This window comes from Roseateles sp. P2_H4 (assembly GCF_056403315.1).
This window is the reverse complement of sequence record NZ_JBFUFR010000068.1, coordinates 1-22,488: the sequence shown is the minus strand read 5'-3', so window position 1 is coordinate 22,488 and position 22,488 is coordinate 1. Positions and strand designations below refer to the sequence as shown.

Sequence of the window (22,488 nt, the reverse complement as noted above, 5' to 3'; positions counted from 1 at the left end):
CGCGCGGCTGCACGCCGGGCTCATCAAAACAGCCCAATGCAGCGTCGCTCGGGCGACGCGGCTGTTCGGTATTTGCTGATGAGCCCGGCGTGCAGCCGGCGTTAACTGGCTTGAAGGTCCGATCGCTGGCGCTCTTCACAAGTCGTGTGCGAGAGCGCAGCGGTTCGCTTCGGGGTGCGGCCCGGTTCGAGCTTGCGAGCGCCTCATCCCGCTCGAGTGCGGATTGCATTGAGCGCTCCTCTTTTGGTGACTTTTCTCTGGCGCGTCAGAGAAAAGTTACCCGCCCTCGCGGGGCGGATTCCCGCGGCACTGCACGCGAGTCATGAGGACCTTGGCAGAAGCAACCAAACCATATCAGCAGCACTTGCCGACACGCGCGCCGTAGCGCGCCGCCTGCCTCTCCCTGAAGAACTCCTCATAGCTCATCGCAGCCCGCTCCGGATGCGTGGCCTGATGGTGGGCCACGTAGCTGCCGTAGTCCGGCACGCCCACCATCAGGCGCAGGCTTTGCGTGAGATACCGGCCCGCCTGGGCCAGTTCGCGACCCAGCTCAAGCACGTTGCCCCGCCGGCAGCAGCACGAAGGCCGTTTCCTGTGCCGTGACCTTGCCACTGCGGCGTGCGGCCAGGATGGCCTTGATGCTGTAGATCAGCACGCTGATGACGACGCCCATGAAGAGAGCGCACAGCGCCGCGTCCAGGCGATCGTTGAACACCACGCGCGACATCGCGTCCAGCGTCTTGGCCGGCGCCAGCACCTTGCCTTCGGCGATTGCCGTGGCGTACTTGTCGGCATGGGCCAGGAAACCGAGCTTGGGGTCGGCCGCGAAGATCTTCAGCCAGCCGGCCGTCATCGTGCACACCAGCAGCCAGGCAGCAGGCACGGCCGTGACCCAGGCGTAGCGGTCCTTCTTCATCTTGAAGATGACGACGGTGCCCAGCAGCAGCGCGACGGCGGCCAGCATCTGGTTGGCGATGCCGAACAGCGGCCACAGCGTGTTGATGCCACCGAGCGGATCGACAACGCCCTGGTAGAGGAAATAGCCCCAGGCCGCCACGCACAGTCCCGTCGCGATCAGGTTGGCCACCCAAGACTCGGTGCGCTTGAGCGACGGCACAAAGCTGCCCAGCAGGTCCTGCAGCATGAAGCGGCCGGCGCGGGTGCCAGCGTCCACGGCGGTCAGGATGAACAGCGCCTCGAACAGGATGGCGAAGTGGTACCAGAAGGCCATCAGCGCCTTGCCGCCCACCACCTGGTGCAGGATCTCGGCCATGCCCACGGCCAGCGTCGGCGCACCGCCAGCACGGGCCAGGATGGTTTTCTCGCCGACGTCGGCCGCCGCCTGGGTCAGCATCTCGGGGGTGACAACGAAGCCCCAGGTCGACAGCGTCTGCGCGACCGTGGCAGCGTCCTTGCCGACGACGGCCGCCGGGCTGTTCATCGCGAAGTAGACGCCCGGCTCGATGCACGAAGCCGCCACCAGCGCCATCACGGCGACGAAGCTCTCGGCCAGCATGCCGCCATAGCCGATGTAGCGGGCGTGCGTCTCGTTCTCCAGCAGCTTGGGGCTGGTACCCGACGAGATCAGCGCATGGAAGCCCGACACGGCGCCGCAGGCGATGGTGATGAACAGGAAGGGGAAGAGGCTGCCCGCCCAGACCGGGCCATTGCCGGCCGCGAACTGCGTCAGCGCCGGCATCTTCAGCGGCGGCGCGACGATGACGATGCCGATGGCCAGCGCGATGATGGTGCCGATCTTCAGGAAGGTGCTGAGGTAGTCGCGCGGCGCGAGCAGCAGCCACACCGGGATGCAGGCGGCGACAAAGCCATAGCCGATCAGCAGGCCGACGAGGGTGGTCGGGGCCAGCGTGAAGATGGGCGCCAGCGTGGCGCTCTCGCTGACCGCCTGGCCGCCGAAGATGGCCGCCATCAACAGCACGAAGCCGATGACCGACACCTCGCCGATGCGGCCCGGGCGGATGAAGCGCAGGTAGACGCCCATGAACAGCGCCACCGGAATCGTCGCCGCCACCGTGAACAGGCCCCAGGGCGAGTCGGCCAGGGCTTTCACGACGATCAGCGCCAGCACCGCCAGGATGATGATCATGATCATGAAGGCGCCGAACAGCGCGATCAGGCCCGGTACCGTGCCCATCTCCTGCTTGACGAGGTCGCCGAGGGACCGGCCGTCGCGGCGCGTGGAAATGAAAAGAACGATGAAGTCCTGCACCGCGCCGGCAAAGACGACGCCCGCCAGGATCCACAGCAGCCCGGGCAGATAGCCCATCTGCGCCGCCAGCACGGGGCCGACCAGCGGGCCGGCGCCGGCAATCGCCGCGAAGTGATGGCCATAGAGCACGTGCTTGTTGGTCGGCACATAGTCCAGGCCGTCGTTGTACTTCCAGGCCGGCGTCTGCCGCTTGGCATCCAGCCCCAGCACCTTGTCGGCAATGAACAGGCTGTAGTAGCGATAGGCAATGAGGTAGGTGCACAGGGCGGCGGCAACGACCCACAGCGCGCTGATCGTCTCGCCGCGGCTCAGGGCCACGGTGGCGAGGGAAGCGGCGCCAAGGATGGCAACGCCCGCCCACGCGAGGTGGCGGCGCAAGTTCTGCATGGCTTGTCTCCGATGCGGTGCGCACGTCGAAAGGGCGGCGCTACCGTGATGCAAGTCTCGGAAAACAGCCCCCTCGCGGCATCGGTCAAGCCACGCGGGCCCGCCGCGCGGCTTTACCTAAGGGTCAACCCCTGGGCGACCTGCGAAACACCCTCTTACGCACCGGGGCCGGAGGGCGTCAACGACCGCTGCGGAGGGGCGTTGTTCGAGCACGGCCAGCACCTTGCTTGGCTCTGCAGGAGATACACCATGCTTCGTCCCCTCATCGCCGCCTTCGCCGCCACCGCCGCCCTGCTGGGTGCCGCATCCGCCCAGGCAGGCACGCATTGGTCCATCGGCATCAGCCTGCCAGCCACGGGGGTCGTCGTGTCCAACGGCGGCTATTACGCTCCCGCGCCGGCACCGGCCTACTACGAACCCGCACCCGTCTATTACGAGCCTGCCCCGGTCGTGCGCTATGCGCCCGCGCCGCGCTATGTGCAACGCGACGTCTACTACGCGCCGACTCCCCGAGTGGTCTATGAGCGCCGCTGGGAAGGCCGCGACGACCGCTGGAATCACGGTCGGGACCATGACCGCCGCGACCACGGCGACCGCGGCAATCACGACCGCGACGACTACGGCCCGCGCCGCGGCCGCTGAAAACGAAACCCCTCGGCCAAGGATTGCCTTGGCCAAGACCGCATTGCGACCAGTGGCCGCGGTGCGGGTCGCTAGCGCTGGCGCATCTCCGCCAGCAGCTGTTGAAGGTCGGGCAGGTCGAAGGGCTTGAGCAAAGCCCGGACATTGGGGCCGAAGTCCGACAGGTCAGAGCCCATCGAATAGCCTGAAGAGAACACGACCCAGGCGTCCGGCACGTGGCGCAGGATGGTGCGGGCGAGATCGATGCCCGACATGCCGGGCAGGCTGACGTCGGTCAGCACCAGGTCGAAGCGTCCCGGCGCGTAGATCGCCAGCGCCTCCTCGGCCGTGGCGCAGCTCTCGGGCTGCAGCCCCACTTCCTCCAGCAAGTAACCGATCTGCTCCCGCAGGTCCGCGTTGTCTTCGACGAACAGCACCTTCAAGGCCGGCGCTTCAGGCGCCGCCGGGGCACGCGCGAGCGAGAGCTCGGCCACGGCCCGCGCCAGCAGGTTCGGCGACACCGCCTTGGGCAGGCAGCGCTGGAAGCCCGCCTCGAGCGCAGCCTCACGATCGGCGGCCCGCACATAGGCGGTCACGGCGGCCGCCGGCAGCACGTCGGCGCTCAGGCCGAGCTGGCTGCGCACATGGCGGATCAGGTCGTAGCCGCCCATGCCGGGCATGCCGAGATCACTCAGCAGCACATCGAAACTCTGCTTGCGCAGCAGGGCGATGGCCGCCTCGCCCGACTCGGCCGTGACGACCTGGGCGCCTCGCTCGGACAGCAGGCGCGCATGGGCCTCGAGCACGTCGGGGTGATCGTCCACCATCAGCACCCGCACGCCGCAGATCTGCGGCTCGGCGCCGCCAGCCTCGGCTTGCGCCCCGGCCACCTGCGAATGGCTGGCGCGTGGCAGACGCACGCAGAAGGTCGAACCCTGGCCGCGGCCGGCGCTGTGGGCCGTCACCCCGCCACCATGCAGCTCGACGAGGTTCTTGACGATGGACAGGCCGAGGCCGAGGCCGCCGTGCACGCTGGAGGCGGTGCCGTCGGCCTGCGTGAAACGGTCGAAGAGCTGAGGCAGGAACTCGGGGTCTATGCCCTGGCCGGTGTCGCCGACGGCAAGCTCGACGACGGCGCCTTCCAGCTTCGTCGACAGCGTGATGCTGCCGCCGGCGGCCGTGAACTTCATCGCGTTGGTGACGAGGTTCATGACGATCTGCGTGAGCCGGCGCGCGTCGCCAAAAACCTCGGCCGGCTCGGGCGCCAGTTGCAGCACGATCTCGAGTTGGCGCGACTGGGCCGTGGGGCGGGCGGTTTCGGCGGCGGCCGCAACCAGGCCGTTCAGGTCCACCCGCTCGACATTCATCAGCTGCTTGCCGGCAACGATGCGGCTCATCTCCAGCAGGTCGTCGACGAGGACGGCCTGCGCCTGGGCATTGCGCGCGATGGCCTGGACGCCGCGCTCCAGCATCGCTGGCTGCACGCCCGGGTGGGTGAGCACATTGACCCAGCCGAGGATGGCGGCCAGCGGCGTGCGCAGCTCGTGGCTGATGGCGGCGACGAACTCCTCCTTGGCGTGCGCGGCCTGGTCGGCGGCGCCGCGCGCGGCCTGCTCGGCGGACAGCAGCTGGTCGCGGCGCAGCTGCAGTTCGCGGCGGTCGGTGATGTCGTGGAAATAGACCGAGAGGCCGTCGTGGGACGGGTAGCAATGGCATTCCAGCCAGCGCTCCGGCGCGCCGGGCGCCATGGCCTCGAAGGACACCGCCTGGCCACCCTTGGCCCGCGCGCTGTCGAAGCCGACCTCGAACTCGCCGGCGCCAAAGACCTCGCCGCTGCGCCGGCCGATCAGTTCGACGGCCCGGCGGCCCAGCAGGCGGGCGCCCTGTTCGTTGACGTAGCCGATGCGCCCGTCATGCTCGATGAGGAGCAGGCCGTCGGTGATGCTGCTCATCATGGCCCGCAGGCGGCGGTCGGCGGCCTGGAAGGCCTCCGTGCGCTCGGTGACGCGGCCCTCCAGCGTCTCGTTGAGTTCGCGCAGCATCTCCTCGGCGCGGCGCCTCTCCTCCACCTCGGCCTGCAGGGCGCTGTTGGCGCGCTGCAGCTGGCGGGTCTTGCGGTCCAGTTCGGCGAACACGGCAACCTTGGAGCGCAGCACCGCCGGGTTCACGGGCTTGTGCAGATAGTCCACCGCGCCCGAGCCATAGCCCTGCAGCCGGTACTGGTCCTGATCGAAATAGGCGGTCAGGAAGATGATGGGCAGGTGGGCGTTGCGCTTGCGCTCCTTGATCATCTGCGCCAGCTCGATGCCGTTCATGTCGGGCAGCTGGATGTCCAGCACCATGACGGCGAACTCCTGGCTCATCAGCGCCAGCAGGGCCTGGTCGGCCGACAGCGCGCGCACGATGCGGTAGCCGGGGTCGGCCAGCACGCTCTCCAGCACTAGCAGATTGGCCGGTTCGTCGTCGACGATGAGGATGTTGGTCAGCTCCTCAGCGTCCACTGCCTGCTCCACGACGTCGGTCGTCTGCATCACGATCAGCGGTACAGCCACACGCGCATCAGCGACAGCAGCTGGGCGGTGTTGACGGGTTTGGAGATGTAGTCACTGGCGCCGGCTTCCAGGCATTTCTCGCGGTCGCCCTTCATGGCCTTGGCGGTCAGGGCCAGGATGGGCAGGTTGCGGAACTCGGCGTGGGAGCGGATCTCGCGCATGGTCTCATAGCCGTCCATGTCCGGCATCATGATGTCCATCAGCACGAGATCGAGGTCGGGCGCGTGCTGGATGATCTCGATGGCGGTGCGGCCACTGGTGGCCGTCAGCACCTGCATCTCCTGGTTCTCCAGCAGCGTCGTCAGCGCGAAAATGTTGCGCGCGTCGTCGTCCACCACCAGCACGCGGCGGCCGCGCAGCATCTCGGCGGCGCCGTGCAGCTTCTGCAGGATGTCCTGCTTGTCCTGGGGCAGTTCGGTCACGACGCGGTGCAGGAAGAGCGCGGTTTCGTCCAGCAGCCGCTCGGGGCTCTGCACATCCTTCAGCACGACGCTCTTGGCCAGGGCGCGCAGCTGCTTCTGCTCGGCGCCGGTCAGATCCTTGCCGGTGAAGACGACGACGGGCACGGCGGCCAGCGAAGGGTCGGCATGCAGTTGCTCCAGCAGGCCGAAGCCGCTGACGTCGGGCAGGCGCAGGTCGAGCACGATGCAGTCGAAGGACTGCTCGCGCAGCATCTGCAGCGCCGCTGCGCCGGTGCCGACGGCCTGCATCTCGATGTCGTCGTAGCCCAGCAGCTCGACGATGGCCTGGCGCTCGATGTCGTTGTCCTCGATGACGAGCAGCCGCTTGGTGCGCGGCACCGTGAAGTCGCGGATGCGGTCCAGGGCCGCCTCCATCTCCTCGCTGGTGGACGACTTCACCACATAGCTGAAGGCGCCGTGGGCCAGGCCGTGGTTGCGGTCCTCCTCGGCGACGCTGAAGATCTGCACCGGGATGTGGCGGGTCAGCGGGTCGAGCTTGAGCTGGTTGAGCACCGTCCAGCCCAGCATGTCGGGCAGGAAGATGTCCAGCGACACGGCAGTGGGCTTGAAGCGCCGCGCCAGTTCCAGCCCCAGGCCGCCCTTGAGCGCCACCAGCCCCTTGAAGCCGCGGTCGCGCGCCAGGCCCAGCACGATGCGGGCAAAGTGGGGGTCGTCCTCGATGATGAGCAGCACCGAGTCGCCATCGACGATGTTCTCGCGGTCGTCGGCCACCTGGGTCTCGCGCACCAGCGGCAGGTTGTTGCGCGCCGGCGCGGTCGGGCGGCTGTGCATGGGCAGAGGCGTCATGCTGGCGCTGTCCGCACCGGCGAACTGCAGGGGCAGGAAGAGCGTGAAAGTGCTGCCGTGGCCGTGCACGCTGGCCAGCCGGATCTCGCCGCCCAGCAGGGCCGCCAGCTCGCGGCTGATGGCAAGCCCGAGGCCCGTGCCGCCGTATTTGCGCGAGGTGCCGGCGTCGGCCTGCTGGAAGGCCTCGAAGATCAGGCGCTGCTTCTCGGGCGCGACGCCGATACCGGTGTCCTCCACCGCGAAGGCCAGCACCTGCGACGCCTTGGACAACACGGGGTGGTCAGCGCTCCAGCCTTCGTTGGCGAGGCTCACGCGCAGCTCGACATGGCCGTGGGCCGTGAACTTCACTGCGTTGGACAGCAGGTTCTTGAGGATCTGCTGGAGTCGCTTGGCATCGCTCTCCATGCTGCGCGGCAGGTCGTCGGCGAACAGCAGGCGCAGCGGCAGGTTCTTGGCCTCCGCCACCTGACGGAAGTTGCGTTCGATGTTGTCGCGCAGCGAGGCGAAGGCGATGTCCTCGATTTCAACCGTGACCGTGCCCGATTCGATCTTGGACAGGTCCAGGATGTCGTTGATCAGGTGCAGCAGGTCGGAGCCCGACGAGTTGATGTTGCGCGAGAACTCGACCTGCTTGGGCGACAGATTGCCGTCGTTGTTGCCGGCCAGCTGCTGGCTCAGGATCAGGATGGAGTTCAGCGGCGTGCGCAGCTCGTGCGACATATTGGCCAGGAACTCGGACTTGTACTTGGACGTCAGCGCCAGTTCGGCCGCCTTGTCCTCCAGCGCGTGGCGGGCCTGCTCGACCTCGCTGTTCTTGCGCTCCACTTCCTCGTTCTGCTCGGCCAGCAGGCGGGCCTTGGTGCCGAGCTGCTCGTTGGTCTCCTGCAGCTCGCTCTGGCGCGACTGCAGCTCCACGGTCAGCTGCTGCGACTGCGACAGCAACGACTCGGTCCGCATCGTCGCCTCGATGGTGTTGAACACGGCGCCGATGCTCTGCGTCAGCAGCTCCAGGAAGGCCAGCGAAGCGCTGCTGAAGGGCTGCAGCGTGGCCAGTTCGATGACGGCCTTGGTCTGGCCTTCGAACAGCACCGGCAGCACGACGACGCTGACGCGCGGCGCGTAGCCGAGGCTGGACGAGATGGCGACGAAGTCGGAGGCGATGTCGGCCAGCAGCGTGCTGCGCTTTTCCAGCGCGCACTGGCCGACCAGGCCCTCGCCCATCTCGATGGTCTGCGCCAGCCGCACGGCGCCGGACTGCGCATAGCTGGCCAGCAGGCGCAGCTGCTGGCGGTTGTCGCTCTCGGCGCCGGCCACGTGGTAGATGGTGCCCTGGTGGGCCTGCACCAGCGGCGCCAGCTCGGTCAGCAGCATCTGGCTGACGGTCTGCAGCTCGCGCTGGCCCTGCAGCATGCCGGTGAACTTGGCGAGGTTGGTCTTCAGCCAGTCCTGCTCACGGTTGCGCTCGGTCGTCTCGCGCAGGTTGGAAATCATCGTGTTGATGTTGTCCTTGAGCTCGGACACCTCGCCCTTGGCATCGACCTGGATGGCACGCGTCAAGTCGCCCTTGGTCACGGCTGTGGCCACCTCGGCAATGGCGCGCACCTGGGTCGTCAGGTTGGCGGCCAGCAGGTTGACGTTGCCGGTCAGGTCCTTCCAGGTGCCGGAAGCGCCAGGCACATGGGCCTGGCCGCCCAGGCGCCCGTCCACGCCCACCTCGCGGGCGACGTTGGTCACCTGCTCGGCGAAGGTGGCCAGCGTGTCGGTCATGTTGTTGATGGTGTCGGCCAGCGCCGCCACCTCGCCCTTGGCCTGCACGGTCAGGCGCTGGGTCAGGTTGCCGTTGGCCACGGCCGTCACGACCTTGACGATGCCGCGCACCTGCTCGGTCAGGTTGGAGGCCATGAAGTTGACGTTGTCGGTCAGGTCCTTCCAGGTGCCGCCCACGCCGGCCACCTTGGCCTGGCCGCCGAGCTTGCCCTCGGTGCCCACCTCGCGGGCCACGCGCGTGACCTCGCCAGCGAAGGCGTTGAGCTGGTCGACCATGGTGTTGATGGTGTTTTTCAGCTCCAGGATTTCACCGCTGACGTCCACCGTGATCTTGCGGTTCAGGTCGCCGCGGGCCACGGCCGTCGTCACCTCGGCGATGTTGCGCACCTGGGCCGTCAGGTTGGCGCCCATGGTGTTGACCGAGTCGGTCAGGTCCTTCCAGGTGCCGGCCACGCCCGGCACGACGGCCTGCACGCCCAGCCGCCCTTCCGTGCCCACCTCGCGGGCCACACGCGTCACCTCGGACGCGAAGGAGCGCAGCTGCTCCACCATGGTGTTGATGGTTTCCTTCAGCTGCAGGATTTCGCCGCGCACGTCGACGGTGATCTTCTTGGACAGGTCGCCATTGGCCACCGCGATGGTCACCTCGGCGATGTTGCGCACCTGGTTGGTCAGGTTGGACGCCATCGAGTTGACGTTGTCGGTCAGGTCCTTCCAGGTGCCAGCCACGCCGGGCACCTGGGCCTGGCCGCCGAGCTTGCCCTCCGTGCCCACCTCGCGCGCCACACGGCTCACCTCGGAGGCGAAGGCGCCGAGCTGCTCGACCATGGTGTTCATGGTCTCCTTGAGCTGCAGGATCTCGCCCTTCACGTCCACGGTGATCTTGCGGTTCAGGTCGCCACGCGCGATGGCCGTCGCCACGTCGGCGATGTTGCGCACCTGGCCGGTCAGGTTCGACGCCATGGAGTTGACGTTGTCGGTCAGGTCCTTCCACACGCCGGCGACGCCCGGCACCGCGGCCTGGCCGCCCAGCTTGCCCTCGGTACCCACCTCACGCGCGACCCGCGTCACTTCGGAAGCGAAGGCGCGCAGCTGGTCCACCATGGTGTTGATGGTTTCCTTGAGCTGCAGGATCTCGCCGCGCACGTCGACGGTGATCTTCTTGGACAGGTCGCCGCTGGCCACGGCGATGGTCACGTCGGCGATGTTGCGCACCTGGCCGGTCAGGTTGGACGCCATGGAGTTGACGTTGTCGGTCAGGTCCTTCCAGGTGCCGGCAACACCCGGCACCTGGGCCTGGCCGCCCAGCTTGCCTTCGGTGCCCACCTCGCGGGCCACCCGCGTCACTTCACCGGCGAAGGCGTTGAGCTGGTCGACCATCGTGTTGATGGTGTCCTTCAGTTCAAGAATTTCGCCGCGCACGTCCACGGTGATCTTCTTGGACAGGTCCCCGTTGGCCACGGCCGTCGTCACCTCGGCGATGTTGCGCACCTGGCCCGTCAGGTTGGAGGCCATGAAGTTGACGTTGTCGGTCAAGTCCTTCCAGGTGCCGGCAACGCCAGGCACCTGGGCCTGGCCGCCCAGCTTGCCGTCCGTGCCCACCTCGCGCGCCACGCGGCTCACCTCGGAGGCGAAGCCATTGAGCTGGTCCACCATGGTGTTGAGCGTGTTCTTCAGCGCCAGGATCTCGCCCTTGACCTCCACGGTGATCTTCTTGGAGAGGTCGCCGCTGGCCACGGCCGTCGCCACGTCGGCGATATTGCGCACCTGGCCCGTCAGGTTGGAGGCCATGAAGTTGACGTTGTCGGTCAGGTCCTTCCAGGTGCCGGCCACGCCGGGCACCGCGGCCTGGCCACCGAGCTTGCCGTCGGTGCCCACCTCGCGGGCCACGCGGCTCACTTCCGAGGCGAAGCCGTTGAGCTGGTCCACCATGGTGTTCAGCGTGTTCTTCAGCTCCAGGATCTCGCCCTTCACGTCCACCGTGATCTTCTTGGACAGGTCGCCGCCGGCCACGGCCGTCGCCACGTCCGCGATATTTCGCACCTGGCCGGTCAGGTTGGAGGCCATGGAGTTGACGTTGTCGGTCAGGTCCTTCCAGGTGCCGGCCACGCCGGGCACTGCGGCCTGGCCGCCGAGCTTGCCCTCCGTGCCCACCTCGCGCGCCACGCGGCTGACCTCGCCGGCAAAGCCGTTGAGCTGGTCGACCATGGTGTTGATGGTGTTCTTCAGTTCCAGGATTTCGCCGCGCACGTCCACCGTGATCTTCTTGGAAAGGTCACCGTTGGCGACGGCCGTCGTCACGTCGGCGATGTTGCGCACCTGGGCCGTCAGGTTGGTCGCCATCGCGTTGACGGAGTCGGTCAGGTCCTTCCAGATGCCGGCCACGCCGCGGCCCTGGGCCTGGCCGCCGAGCTTGCCGTCCGTGCCCACCTCGCGCGCCACGCGGGTCACTTCCGAGGCGAAGCCGTTGAGCTGGTCCACCATGGTGTTGATGGTGTTCTTCAGCTCCAGGATTTCGCCACGCACGTCGACGGTGATCTTCTTGGACAGGTCGCCGTTGGCCACGGCCGTCGTCACCTCGGCGATGTTGCGCACCTGGCCCGTCAGGTTGGAGGCCATGAAGTTGACGTTGTCGGTCAGGTCCTTCCACGTGCCGGCCACGCCAGGCACCTGGGCCTGGCCGCCCAGCTTGCCGTCCGTGCCCACCTCGCGCGCCACGCGGCTGACCTCGCCGGCAAAGCCGTTGAGCTGGTCCACCATCGTGTTCATCGTGTTCTTCAGGGCCAGGATCTCGCCCTTCACTTCCACCGTGATCTTCTTGGACAGGTCACCATTGGCCACGGCCGTCGCCACGTCCGCGATGTTGCGCACCTGGCCGGTCAGGTTGGACGCCATCGAGTTGACGTTGTCGGTCAGGTCCTTCCAGGTCCCCGCCACGCCCGGCACCTGAGCCTGGCCGCCGAGCTTGCCGTCGGTACCCACCTCGCGCGCCACCCGGGTCACTTCGGACGAGAAGCCGTTGAGCTGGTCCACCATGGTGTTGATGGTTTCCTTCAGCTCCAGGATCTCGCCCTTCACGTCCACGGTGATCTTGCGGCTCAGGTCGCCGCGCGCCACGGCGGTGGTCACCGTCGCGATATTGCGCACCTGGGCTGTCAGGTTGGTGGCCATCGCGTTGACCGAGTCGGTCAGGTCCTTCCAGGTGCCGGCCACGCCCGGCACGACGGCCTGGCCGCCCAGGCGCCCGTCCGTGCCCACCTCGCGGGCCACGCGCGTCACTTCGGAAGCGAAGGAGCGCAGCTGGTCCACCATGGTGTTGGTGGCTTCCTTCAGCTGCAGGATTTCGCCACGCACGTCGACGGTGATCTTCTTGGACAGGTCGCCGTTGGCCACCGCGATGGTCACGTCGGCGATGTTGCGCACCTGGGCCGTCAGGTTGCCGGCCATCTGGTTGACCGAGTCCGTCAGCTCCTTCCACACGCCGGACACGCCCTTGACCTGGGCCTGGCCGCCGAGCTTGCCCTCGGTGCCCACCTCGCGCGCCACGCGCGTCACTTCACTCGTGAACACCGACAGCTGGTCGATCATGGTGTTGACCAGCCGCGCCGAGCGCAGGAACTCGCCCTTCAGCTCGCGGCCGTCCACCTCTAGCTCCATGGACTGGCTCAGGTCGCCCTTGGCCACGGCGCCGATGGTGCGCGCAATCTCGGCCGTCGGCCGCACGAGGTCGTCCAGCAGCGTGTTGATGGATTCGACCTTGGTGGCCCAGCCGCCGATCGAGCCGGGCAGCGACATGCGGTGCTTGAGCCGGCCTTCCTTGCCCACCGTGGCGCTCAACCGCGCGACCTCGGCCGCAATGCGCGCCTCCTGAGCCGTGATCTGGTTGAAGGCCGCGGCGATCTGGCCGTCGATGCCGTCCCAGTCATTGGGCAGCCTGACCGAGAAATCGCCATCGCGAAACGCTGACATCGCGGCCAGCAAATGACGGGTGCGCGGCGCACTCAGTTCCAGCCCGGCGCTGCCACCATTCGCTGCCTCGGCCTGTCCCCCCGCCTTGACGCTGACGCGCTTCCTGCGTGGTTGCTGCGCAATATCGACGCTCATGATCCCGCCCGATTCAGAAATTGATAGTGAGTTTCGCCCTCAACGCGCGAGTCATTTCAAACCATGAGTCCGGCGGGCGAAAAATGCCCGCTTCTAGCATGCCAACCTAGGGGGATCAAGTCCCTTCTCCCTAGTGATCGCGCCTGCTCGCGCGAGTCATTTCAAGCGGGTCATTTCATCCCCGCTTGCCGCCCGTGCTCGACCGCGTAGCGGATCAGTTCCGCCTGCCCGTCCAGCTCCAGCTTGCGCTTGATGCTCTGGCGGTGGGCCTCGACGGTGCGCACCGACAAGTCCAGTTCGCGGGCGATCTGTTTGCTGGAAGCGCCCTGCCCCAGCAGAGTCAGGATCTCGCTCTCGCGCGGCGTCAGCACGGGCTTGGGCGCCTGGCCACGGAAGAGCCGACCCGACACCGCAGCGCTGAGGAAGGTGCCGCCCGCGGCCACCGCGTCGATGGCCGACACGATCTCCGTCGCCGGTGCGTCCTTGAGCACATAGCCGCGCGCGCCGGCGGTCAGGGCGCGCTGCACATACTCGGGGTTGTCATACATGCTGAACATCAGCAGTTTGACGGCCGGGCGTGCGGCCAGCATCTCGGCGCCCAGCGCGATGCCGTTGCCTTCCTTCAAGCCCACATCCATCAGAACGACGTCAGGCGCCGTGCGCGCTAGCTGCTCCAGAGCCTCGGCGCGATTGCCCGCCTCGCCCACCACCTCGAAGCGCGGCACGGCGGCCAGGCGCGCGACCAGGCCCTCACGCACCATCGGGTGGTCATCGACGATCAGGATGCGAATGGGTGGCGTGGTCATGCAGCAGCGCGGGCCAAGTCGGAAGCCGCTAGTTTGACCGTGAGCTGGCTGCCAAGGCCCGGTGCGGTGATGAGGCGCAGCCGCGCGCCCAGGGCCGCCGCGCGCTCCCGCATGCTGCGCAGGCCGAGGCCCTGGTCCGCCACGGCCTGGGCCGCGTCGGCATCGAAACCCTGGCCGTCATCCCTGATTTCGAGGGCCAGCCCGCCATCGCGCTCGAAGCGCAGCGTCACGGCCACCGTCGTGGCATGCGCGTGCCGCGCGGCGTTGTTCAAGGCCTCCTGGGCGATGCGAAACAGCGCCGTCTTCACGGCCTCGGGCGGGTCGAGTTCATCGCCCTCGACATCGGCCTGGAAATGCGTGCCGCCAGCGGCATCGAACTCGTCCGCCAGATGCTGCAGGGCCGCGGCCAGGCCCAGCGTGTCGAGCAGCGCCGGCCGCAGCGCATGCGAGATGTGCCTGACCTCGGCCAGCGTGCCATTGAGCTGCTTCAGCGCCAGCTCCTGCAGCCGCGCCGCGCCCTCGGGCTCGTGCTGGGCCGACTCGATGAGCAGCTTGGTGGCCACCAGGGCCTGGCTGACGCCGTCATGCAGCTCGCGGGCCAGCCGGGCGCGCTCATCCTCCTGGCTCTGCACGACCTGGCGGGCCAGGGCGCGCAGCTTGGCCTCGGCACTGCGGTGCTCGCTGAGATTGAGCACCAGTGCACCGGCGCTGATGAGCGCGATGCCGAAGACGGCCACGGCGCCCACCCACAGCATGGTCGCCGTGATGTTCTGGCGCGCGCCCCGCTCGAGCTCGGCCATGGTCGCCTCGATGCCGTCCAGATACAGGCCGGTGCCCAGCATCCAGTCCCACTGCGGCACGGCGACGACATAGCCGAGCTTGGGCGCCAGCAGGCTGCTCGACGGCTTGCGCCACAGGTATTCGACATAGCCGCCGCCCGCCTTGGCCTGATTGACCAGTTGCTGGATGGTGGGCCGGCCTTTGGGGTCACGCAGCTCCCACAGGTTCTGGCCGATCAGCTCGGGCTGGCGCGAATGCATCAGCACGCGGCCGTCCAGCGAGTAGACGAAGAAATAGCCGTCGCGGCCGTAGTCCAGCGAAGACAGGATGGCCAGCGCCCTCTGCTGCCCGCCCGGCTGGCCGAGCAGGGGCTGGATGGTGCTGACAGCCAGGTCGACGTAGTGCTTGAGCTCCGTACGCCGCGCGTCCATATAGCTGGCGCGCACYAGCGCATGCTCGCGCGCGGCCAGCTCGCTTTCCTGCTGGCGCACGGCCAGGGCAATCAGGGCCAGCGACGTCAGCAGCGGCAGCAGCGCGAGCAGGAAAAGGYGGCCCCGCAGGGACAGGGCCGCCCAGGCTTTCACGATCAGCGACCCAACGTCGCTGCGGCGGGCGCGGCCTTGCGCTGGATGGGCTTCCACCCTTCCAGCCGCTTCAGCACATCGGCAATCGCCGCGTCGAGCTGCGTGTCCTCGCCGCGGTTGACGGCGGCCGGGTCGAGTTCGACGTCGATGTCCGGCGACACGCCCTCGTTCTCGATGCGCCATTCGCCGTCCGGCGTATAGAAGCGGAAGAAGGGCACGGTCAGGAAGCCGCCATCGGTCAGCGGCGGGTTGGCCGAGATGCCGATCAGGCCACCCCAGGTGCGCTTGCCGATCAGCGGCCCCAGGCCCACGCGCTTGAAGGCATAGGGCATGAAGTCGCCACCCGAACCGGCGTCCTGGTCGATCAGCATGGCCTTGGGCCCGTAGATGGCACCGCCCGGCGTGTCGAAGACGAGGCCGTCGCGGTCCTTCCAGCTGCCCAGATAGGGACGCGACAGCAGCTCCGTCACATAGTTGGCCGCCTGGCCGCCACCGTTCTTGCGGTCATCGACGATCAGCCCTTGCTTGTCGACCTGGGCGAAGAACATGCGGTTGAAGTGCTCGAAGCCCTGGCCCGCGGTGTCCGGCATGTAGACATAGGCGAGCTTGCCGCCGCTCTTCTTGTCGACCTTCTGGCGGTTGCCCTCGATCCAGGCCCAGCGGCGCAGCAGCGCTTCGTTGGCGATGGGCTCGACGGTGATGTCGCGGCGCGCCTTGCCGGCGGCGTCGTGGGCGATGGTGAACACAACCTGCTTGCCGACTGTGTTCTCCAGCAGCGCGTAAATGTTGACGATAGGGTTGGTCTTGCCGTCCAGCTCATGGCCGTTGATCGCGAGGACATAGTCGCCCTCCTTCACGCCCAGGCCGGGCACGCTCAGCGGCGACTTCAGGTTGGGGTTGAGGCGGTCGCCGGCGTAGAGCTTGGTGATGCGATAACGGCCCTGCTCGACGGCGAAGTCCGCGCCCAGCAAGCCGACCGCAACGGGCGTCTCCTGGTGCACATCGCCCGCGCCGGTGCGGTTGTGGCCGACCTGCAGCTCGCCGATCATCTGCACGAGCAGGTCGTTCAGGTCTTCGCGGCGCTGCACATGGGCCAGCTGCGGCAGATAGCGGTCATAGACGGCCTGCCAGTTCAGCCCGTGCATGGCGGGGTCGTAGAAGAACTCCTTCTCCATCCACCAGGCCTCGTCGAAGATCTGCTTCCACTCGGCCCTGGGGTCGACGCGGGCACGCAGGCCCGACAGGTCCACGGGCTTGCCTTCGTACTTGTCGGTCGCGTCGCCGATCTCCAGCTTGCCGCCAGCCACCGTCAGCAGCAGCTTCTTGTGGTCTTCGCTGGCCGAGAACTCGGCCACGCCGGACTTCAGCAGCTTGGGCTTGCGTTCCTCGAAGTCGAAGCGGTACAGCTCGGCCGTCGCGCGACGCTCGGCCTGCGGCGGCTCGTTGCTCGCACCCGGCTGCGGGCGCTGCAGATAGAACAACGCGCCATCGGCGCCCACGACGAGGTTGTCGTAGTTGCGCTCGGCCAGCGGCAGCGCCACGACACGGTCGCTCAAGCCCTCGAGATCGACCTTGATCGGCTTGACGGGCTCGGGCTTCTTCTCGTCCTTCTTGGCCTCATCCTTCTTGGCGTCGGCCTTCTTTTCGTCCTTCTTGTCGTCTTTCTTCTCGTCCTTCTTGGCTTCGTCCTTCTTGTCGTCCTTCTTGCCGTCCTCGTCACCCGCCTTGGGCGCGAGCGGCGACTTGCCGTCGGCCGCCAGCACGACGGCATAGAGGCCGGCACGGCGCGGGCGCTCCTGCGTGGACAGATCCAGGCCGACCTGGCTGGGGCCGGAATTGATGGACGCCGTGAAATAGAGGACCTCGCCCTTGGGCGAGAACGTCGGGTTGCCGGCGTGGGCCAGGCCGTCGGTCACGGCGTGGTTGCGGCCGGTCGCCAGCTCGTGCAGCACGATGCGGCCGAAGTAGTTGTCACCCGAGCTGGTGTAGGCCAGCCAGCGGCTGTCCGGCGAGAACGACACGGCATAGCCGTCGGCGCCGAAGCGGCGCACATCGGTCGCGATCTTGACGAGCTGGCCCCGCTGCGGGCCTGCAGCCAGGCCCAGGCGATAGAGGTTGAGGTGGTTGTCCTGCAGCACGAGCTGATTGCCGTCGGGCGACCAGTCCATCAGCGTGAAATAGCCCTCTTTGGGCAGCAGGAAGCGTTCCTTGGCGCCGAGGCCGGTCTGGGCCTGCAGCACGATTTCGTGGCGCATGCCAGGCGCATCGGACAGATAGGCCAGCTGCTTCCCGTCGGGGCTCCACAGCGCATCCTTCTCGCGCACGCCGGCGGTCTCGGTCAGGTTGCGCACGCTGCCGTCCTTGACGGGCACCGTGAACACCTCGCCGCGCGCGCTGACGACGACACGCTTGCCGGTGGTGGACAGCTGCGCATGCGTCAGCGTCTTGCCCGCGTCCTTCCACTGCGGCCGGGCCTGGGGCGCGATGCTGGCCAGCTGGATGTCGAGCACCTGCGGCGTGCCACCCGACAACTCGATCTGCTTGATGCGGCCGCCCGACTCGTAGACCAGCGTCGTGCCGATGGCGTCGACACTGCGCACGTCCCACTGCGTTTCGCGGGTCAGCTGGCGCAGCGCCTTGGTGCCGGGGTTGAAGGCGAACAGATTGGCCGCGCCATCCGCGCGGTCCGAGATGAAGACGACCTCGCCACCGGCCCAGACCGGCGCGGAGTCGGTCGCATTGACGTGGGGGATCTCCTGCCACTTCTGGCTGGCCATCTCCATGACCCAGACCGGCGGCGTCGAGCCGCCACGGCTCTGGCGCCAGCCGCTCACGCCGGCATAGGCGGCGTTGTAGGGGCGGTAGGCCAGCTGCTTGCCGTCGGCCGACCAGGCGCCTTCCCAGGCCACGGCCTTCATGACCTGCTTCTCGTAGCCGCCGTCGACGCTGACTTCGTAGAGCTGGTTGCTGCGGTTGTTCAGCACCTCGCGCGGCGAGGCGAACAGCACGCGCTTGCCATCGGGGCTCCAGCCGCTGACGACATCCGTGCCGGGGTGCCAGGTCAGGCGCTTGGGCGCGCCGCCGTCCAGGCCGATGACGTAGACATCGGTATTGCCGTCGTAGGTGGCCGAGAAGGCGATGCTCTTGCCGTCCGGCGAGAAGCGCGGCGCGAATTCGCTGGCCGCGTGACTGGTCAGGCGGCGGGCATTGCCGCCGCTGCGGTCGGCCAGCCACAGGTCGCCGGCATAGACGAAAGCCAGGTGGTCCTTGGAGGCGGCGGGCTGGCGCAGCATCAGCGTCGGCTCGGCTGCATTCGCCACAACCGGGGCCAGGCCGGAGGTCATCCAGGCGCAGGCCAGGGCAAGGGCAAGACGGGACAAAGTCATCGGGATCTCCGATTGGGACAAACCGGCGACTCTAGTGCCCTTGCGAGGCCCGGGAGGAAAGTCAGCCCGGTTGGCGCTTGAACTTCGCCCTCAGGCCGCCGCCGATGATGACCAGGCCGGGAATGAGGATCATGGCCCAGATGATCTTGTCCAGATTCGTCTTCACCCAGGGCACGTTGCCAAAGACATAGCCGATCAGCGTGATGCCGCAGACCCACAGCACGCCGCCGCCCACGTCATACAGCGTGAACTTGCGCCGCGTCATCTGCGCCACGCCGGCCACGAAGGGCGCGAAGGTGCGCAAAAACGGCATGAAGCGGGCTGCGACGAGGGTGATGCCACCGTACTTCTCGTAGAAGGCATGGGCCTTGTCGAAGGCCGCCTTGTTGAAGAAGCGCGAGTCCTCCCACTGGAAGACCCGTGGCCCGAAATGGCGGCCTATGGCGTAGTTGCTCTGGTTGCCCAGGATGGCCGCCGCGGTCAGCAGGGCCATGGACAGGCCCAGGTCCATCAGCCCGACGCCGCACATGGCGCCGACAACGAAGAGCAGGGAGTCGCCCGGCAGGAAGGGCATCACGACGACACCCGTCTCCACGAAGATGATCAGGAACAGCAGCGCATAGACCCAGGCGCCATAGCTGGCGACGAAATCAGCCAGGTGGCCGTCCACGTGCAGGACGAAGTCAAGGAGGATGGGAAAGACAGAAGCGAGGGAGTCCATGGCGTGGGATTATGAAATCCCCTCGACGCACAAGAAAAAGCCCCGCGGGTGAGCACACCGGCGGGGCCAGTCGAGAGGGCTCGAAGGCGCGCGGCCTTCAAGCACCTTCAGACGGAAGATCAGGCGCTCTTGCGCTTGCGGCCGGCGGCCAGGCCCAGCAGGGCCACGCCGACGAGGCCGAGGCTGGCCGGCTCAGGCAGTTGGGCGGCGGCGTTGGCAACCAGGATGACCTTTTCCCAATCCTGCGAATCGTTCAGGCCGGTGAAGGCACCCGCGCGCCAGCCGCCGGAATAGTTCTGATGGGTATGCCAGCACAGGCGCTGCGCGGCGTCGACGTTGTTGGTGTCGCAGGAGTTGCGGCTGACGGAGTCACCGCCGGCGGCGAAACCCCAGGAGTAGTTGTCGTTGAAGTACCACTCGATGCCGTTGGCCGAGTGGGTGGTGTTGCCGGTGCCGGTGTCGAAGGTGACGTCGGCGTAGGCGGCGGCGCCCAGCACTTCGAAGACCTGCGAGCCGGTGCGGCGGGCGGCCAGCATCAGCGTGTCGCCCTGGCAGCCCGACAGCATGCCGGCGGTGGTCAGGCCGAAGGTGCCGTAGGTCGCCGAGAAGCACTCGGTGAAGCCCCAGCCGGCGACGGTCGCGGTGCTCACGCCGTTCTGGACACCCACCGGGACCGTGGCCGCTTGAGCGGACAGCGATGCGACGGCGAGAGCAACAGCAGCAAAAATGGTTTTCATGTTGATCCTAGGGATTGCAAAAATCGAGACAACCGAATTGAGCAAATTCCAGGCCAGCATTCAAATTCCAATCAAATCAACTGCTTGCATGGGCTTGCTGCGGTTTTCGGTGAAGCACTGCAAAGCTGGGCGACACCCTTGAACGCAGGGGTGGGCACGCGCGGCGCGGCGCCCGGCGCCCGGCGCGATCCGCCAGAAGGCCCCTCCTACAATTCCCCGATGCCGGCCTCTACACGCTTTGACTCTGGGCCCATGGCGCCCGCCCCGCGCCCCATCCGCGAACTGCCCGACGAGCTGATCAGCCAGATCGCCGCCGGCGAGGTGGTGGAGCGCCCGGCCTCGGTCGTGCGTGAGCTGGTGGACAACGCGCTGGATGCCGGCGCCAAAAACATCCAGATCAAGCTGATGGCGGGCGGCGTGCGCGCCATCGTCGTCGAGGACGATGGCTGCGGCATCCCGATGGGTCAGTTGCCGCTGGCGCTGAAGCGCCATGCGACGAGCAAGATCGCCAGCCTGAACGACCTCGAATCGGTCGCCACCATGGGCTTTCGCGGCGAGGCGCTGGCCGCCATCTCGTCGGTGTCCGACATGGCCATCGCATCCCGCACCGTGGCCGACGCCCATGCCCACCGCCTGGACGCCCGCAGCGGCGAGCTGCAGCCCGCCGCCCGCGGCTGCGGCACCAGCGTCGAGGTGCGCGAGCTCTTCTTCGCGACGCCCGCACGCCGCAAATTCCTGAAGACCGACGCCACCGAACTGGCCCATTGCGTGGAGGCCGTGCGCCGCCATGCACTGGCACGGCCAGACGTGGGCTTTGCGATCTGGCATGAGGGCAAGCTCGTCGACCAATGGCGCGCCGCCACGAACGAGCAGCGCATCAGCGACGTGCTGGGCGAAGACTTCATCACCGAGAGCCGCCCCTTCGAGCACAGCGCCGGCCCGCTGGCCCTGACCGGCCGTGCCGGCCTGCCCGAAGCGGCGCGTTCACGGGCCGACCAGCAATACGTCTGGGTCAACGGCCGCTATGTACGCGACAAGCTCATCAGCCACGCCGTCCGCTCGGCCTACGAAGACGTGCTGCATGGCCAGCGCCAGCCGAGCTATGTGCTCTTCATCGAGATCGCACCCGAGCTCGTCGACGTGAACGTGCACCCGACCAAGATCGAGGTGCGCTTCCGCGATGGCCGCGCCATTCACCAGTCGGTGCGCCGCGCCTTCATCGACGCGCTGGCCCAGTCCCGGGCGGACGCCGCCGGCGTCGAATCCGCCATGGCCCCGCTGGGCTTCGAGCCGCCGATGCCGGCCACGCTCTTCGTCGCCGAGCCGCGCCCGGCCTACCAGTCTTCTTTCGTCGCACCGGTGCCGGCGACGGCAGAGCAGGTCAGGCTGTCCCTGGTGCAGCACGAGGCGCTGTGGGATCCGGGCGAGGCGCCTGCGCCCTCGGCTGCTGCGCCGGTGATGCCCATCCTGAAGCTGCCTGAATTGGCAGCCAAGCAGGACTGGCCGCTGGGCCGCGCCATCGCGCAGATCCAGGGCGTCTACATCCTGGCGGAGAACCAGCAGGGCCTGGTCATCGTCGACATGCATGCGGCCCACGAGCGCGTCGTCTACGAACGGCTCAAGGCCAGGCTGGGTGCGACGCAGATCGAGAGCCAGCCGCTGCTGATCCCGGTCAGCTTCGCCGCCACGGCCGAGGAGGTCGCGGCCGCCGAACAGCATGCCGACACGCTGGCCAAACTGGGCCTCGATGTGTCCCCGCTGTCGACCCGCACGCTGGCCGTGCGTTCCCGCCCGGCCCTGCTCGCCGCCACCGATCTGGTCGCCCTCACCCGCGAGCTGCTGGCCGAGATGGCACAGTTCGACGCCAGCTCGGTGCTGGAGCGGGCCCAGCACGAGATCCTCGCCACCATGGCCTGCCACGGCGCCGTGCGCGCCAATCGCCAGCTCAACATCGACGAGATGAATGCCCTGCTGCGCGACATGGAAGCCACCGAACGCGCCGACCAATGCAACCACGGCCGCCCCACCTGGCGCCAGCTCGACATGCGCGAGCTGGACGCTCTTTTCCTGCGCGGACGCTGAAAGAAACCGATGGCCACCATCACCCTGAAGGGCAAACCCAAGCCCGCCGCCAAGACACGCAACGCCGAGGGCGAGAAGCGTGCGCCGGTGCGCGGCAAGGGCGTCTCCAAGCCTCGCACGACGCTCGCCAAGGCCCAGGCCGACCGGGCCGAACGCGAGGCAGAGTTCCAGAAGTCGCAGCAACAGCGCAATGAGCGACCAGCGCCGCAGCGCGACGATCGCCCCGCCCGCCCCAAGCCCGCTGGCTTCAAGCCCGACCGCCCGCAACAAGCACGCGGCGATGCACCGCAGCGCCCTGAGCGCAGCCCATGGGCGAAACAAGACGAACGCCCCCCGCAACACCGCGGCGACGCACCGCCACGGCCCGAGCGCGGCCCGCGTGCGCGGCCGGACGAGCGCCCGCCGCAGTACCGCGGCGATGCGCCACAGCGCCCTGAGCGCGCCCCCCGTGCCCGGCCGGACG

At 67.8% G+C, this 22,488-nt stretch carries 12 protein-coding genes and 1 pseudogene; 3 read left to right on the top strand and 10 right to left on the bottom strand.

The window, feature by feature from the left end; translation table 11 throughout:
• From AC1DW3_RS29500 to AC1DW3_RS29490, 3 genes are all read right to left on the bottom strand, one after another.
• The coding region (locus AC1DW3_RS29500) for a hypothetical protein (protein ID WP_477937637.1) at positions 1-229 on the bottom strand (229 nt) is incomplete at its 3' end.
• 125 nt (positions 230-354) lie between these two features.
• On the bottom strand, positions 355-558 hold the full coding sequence (locus AC1DW3_RS29495; RefSeq protein WP_477937635.1) for a YbdD/YjiX family protein: 204 nt from the start codon (positions 556-558) through the stop codon (positions 355-357).
• Positions 551-2,617, bottom strand: coding sequence for a carbon starvation CstA family protein (locus tag AC1DW3_RS29490; protein ID WP_477937633.1), 2,067 nt, complete (start codon positions 2,615-2,617; stop codon positions 551-553). The genes AC1DW3_RS29495 and AC1DW3_RS29490 overlap by 8 nt, the downstream gene beginning before the upstream one ends.
• 249 nt (positions 2,618-2,866) lie before the next feature.
• Between AC1DW3_RS29490 and AC1DW3_RS29485 the strand changes: the two genes are divergently transcribed.
• Positions 2,867-3,259, top strand: a complete 393-nt coding sequence (locus tag AC1DW3_RS29485; protein ID WP_477937631.1) for a hypothetical protein — start codon at positions 2,867-2,869, stop codon at positions 3,257-3,259.
• A 71-nt stretch (positions 3,260-3,330) separates the two neighbouring features.
• Here the strand turns inward: AC1DW3_RS29485 and AC1DW3_RS29480 are convergent, their stop codons facing one another.
• The 7 genes from AC1DW3_RS29480 to AC1DW3_RS29450 all read right to left on the bottom strand — a co-directional run bounded on the left by AC1DW3_RS29480 (position 3,331) and on the right by AC1DW3_RS29450 (position 19,943).
• A complete protein-coding gene (locus tag AC1DW3_RS29480; protein ID WP_477937629.1) occupies positions 3,331-5,769 on the bottom strand; it encodes a response regulator in 2,439 nt (812 codons plus the stop codon).
• A gap of 5 nt (positions 5,770-5,774) precedes the next feature.
• Entirely contained in the window at positions 5,775-12,794 is a 7,020-nt protein-coding gene (locus tag AC1DW3_RS29475) for a HAMP domain-containing protein (protein ID WP_477937639.1), read from the bottom strand.
• Between the two features lie 305 nt (positions 12,795-13,099).
• A complete protein-coding gene (locus AC1DW3_RS29470; RefSeq protein WP_477937627.1) occupies positions 13,100-13,735 on the bottom strand; it encodes a response regulator transcription factor in 636 nt (211 codons plus the stop codon).
• Complete coding sequence (locus tag AC1DW3_RS29465) at positions 13,732-15,099, bottom strand: cache domain-containing protein (protein ID WP_477937625.1); 1,368 nt, start codon at positions 15,097-15,099, stop codon at positions 13,732-13,734. Before AC1DW3_RS29465 ends, AC1DW3_RS29470 begins: the two co-directional genes overlap by 4 nt.
• A gap of 2 nt (positions 15,100-15,101) precedes the next feature.
• Positions 15,102-18,485, bottom strand: a complete 3,384-nt coding sequence (locus AC1DW3_RS29460) for a S41 family peptidase (RefSeq protein WP_477937623.1) — start codon at positions 18,483-18,485, stop codon at positions 15,102-15,104.
• 61 nt (positions 18,486-18,546) lie between these two features.
• Positions 18,547-19,206 (bottom strand): VTT domain-containing protein, encoded by a 660-nt coding sequence (locus tag AC1DW3_RS29455; RefSeq protein WP_477937621.1) that lies wholly within the window; start codon positions 19,204-19,206, stop codon positions 18,547-18,549.
• Positions 19,207-19,325: 119 nt separating this feature from the next.
• Positions 19,326-19,943 carry a PEP-CTERM sorting domain-containing protein gene (locus tag AC1DW3_RS29450; RefSeq protein ID WP_477937619.1) on the bottom strand — a complete coding sequence of 206 codons (618 nt, stop codon included), beginning with the start codon at positions 19,941-19,943 and terminating at the stop codon, positions 19,326-19,328.
• A 252-nt stretch (positions 19,944-20,195) separates the two neighbouring features.
• Here AC1DW3_RS29450 and mutL point away from each other — a divergent pair, with 252 nt between their 5' ends.
• Positions 20,196-22,025: a DNA mismatch repair endonuclease MutL gene (gene mutL, locus AC1DW3_RS29445; protein WP_477937617.1), complete on the top strand. Its 1,830-nt coding sequence runs from the start codon at positions 20,196-20,198 to the stop codon at positions 22,023-22,025.
• Positions 22,026-22,034: 9 nt separating this feature from the next.
• A pseudogene (locus tag AC1DW3_RS29440) lies at positions 22,035-22,488 on the top strand (hypothetical protein); the annotation flags it as partial.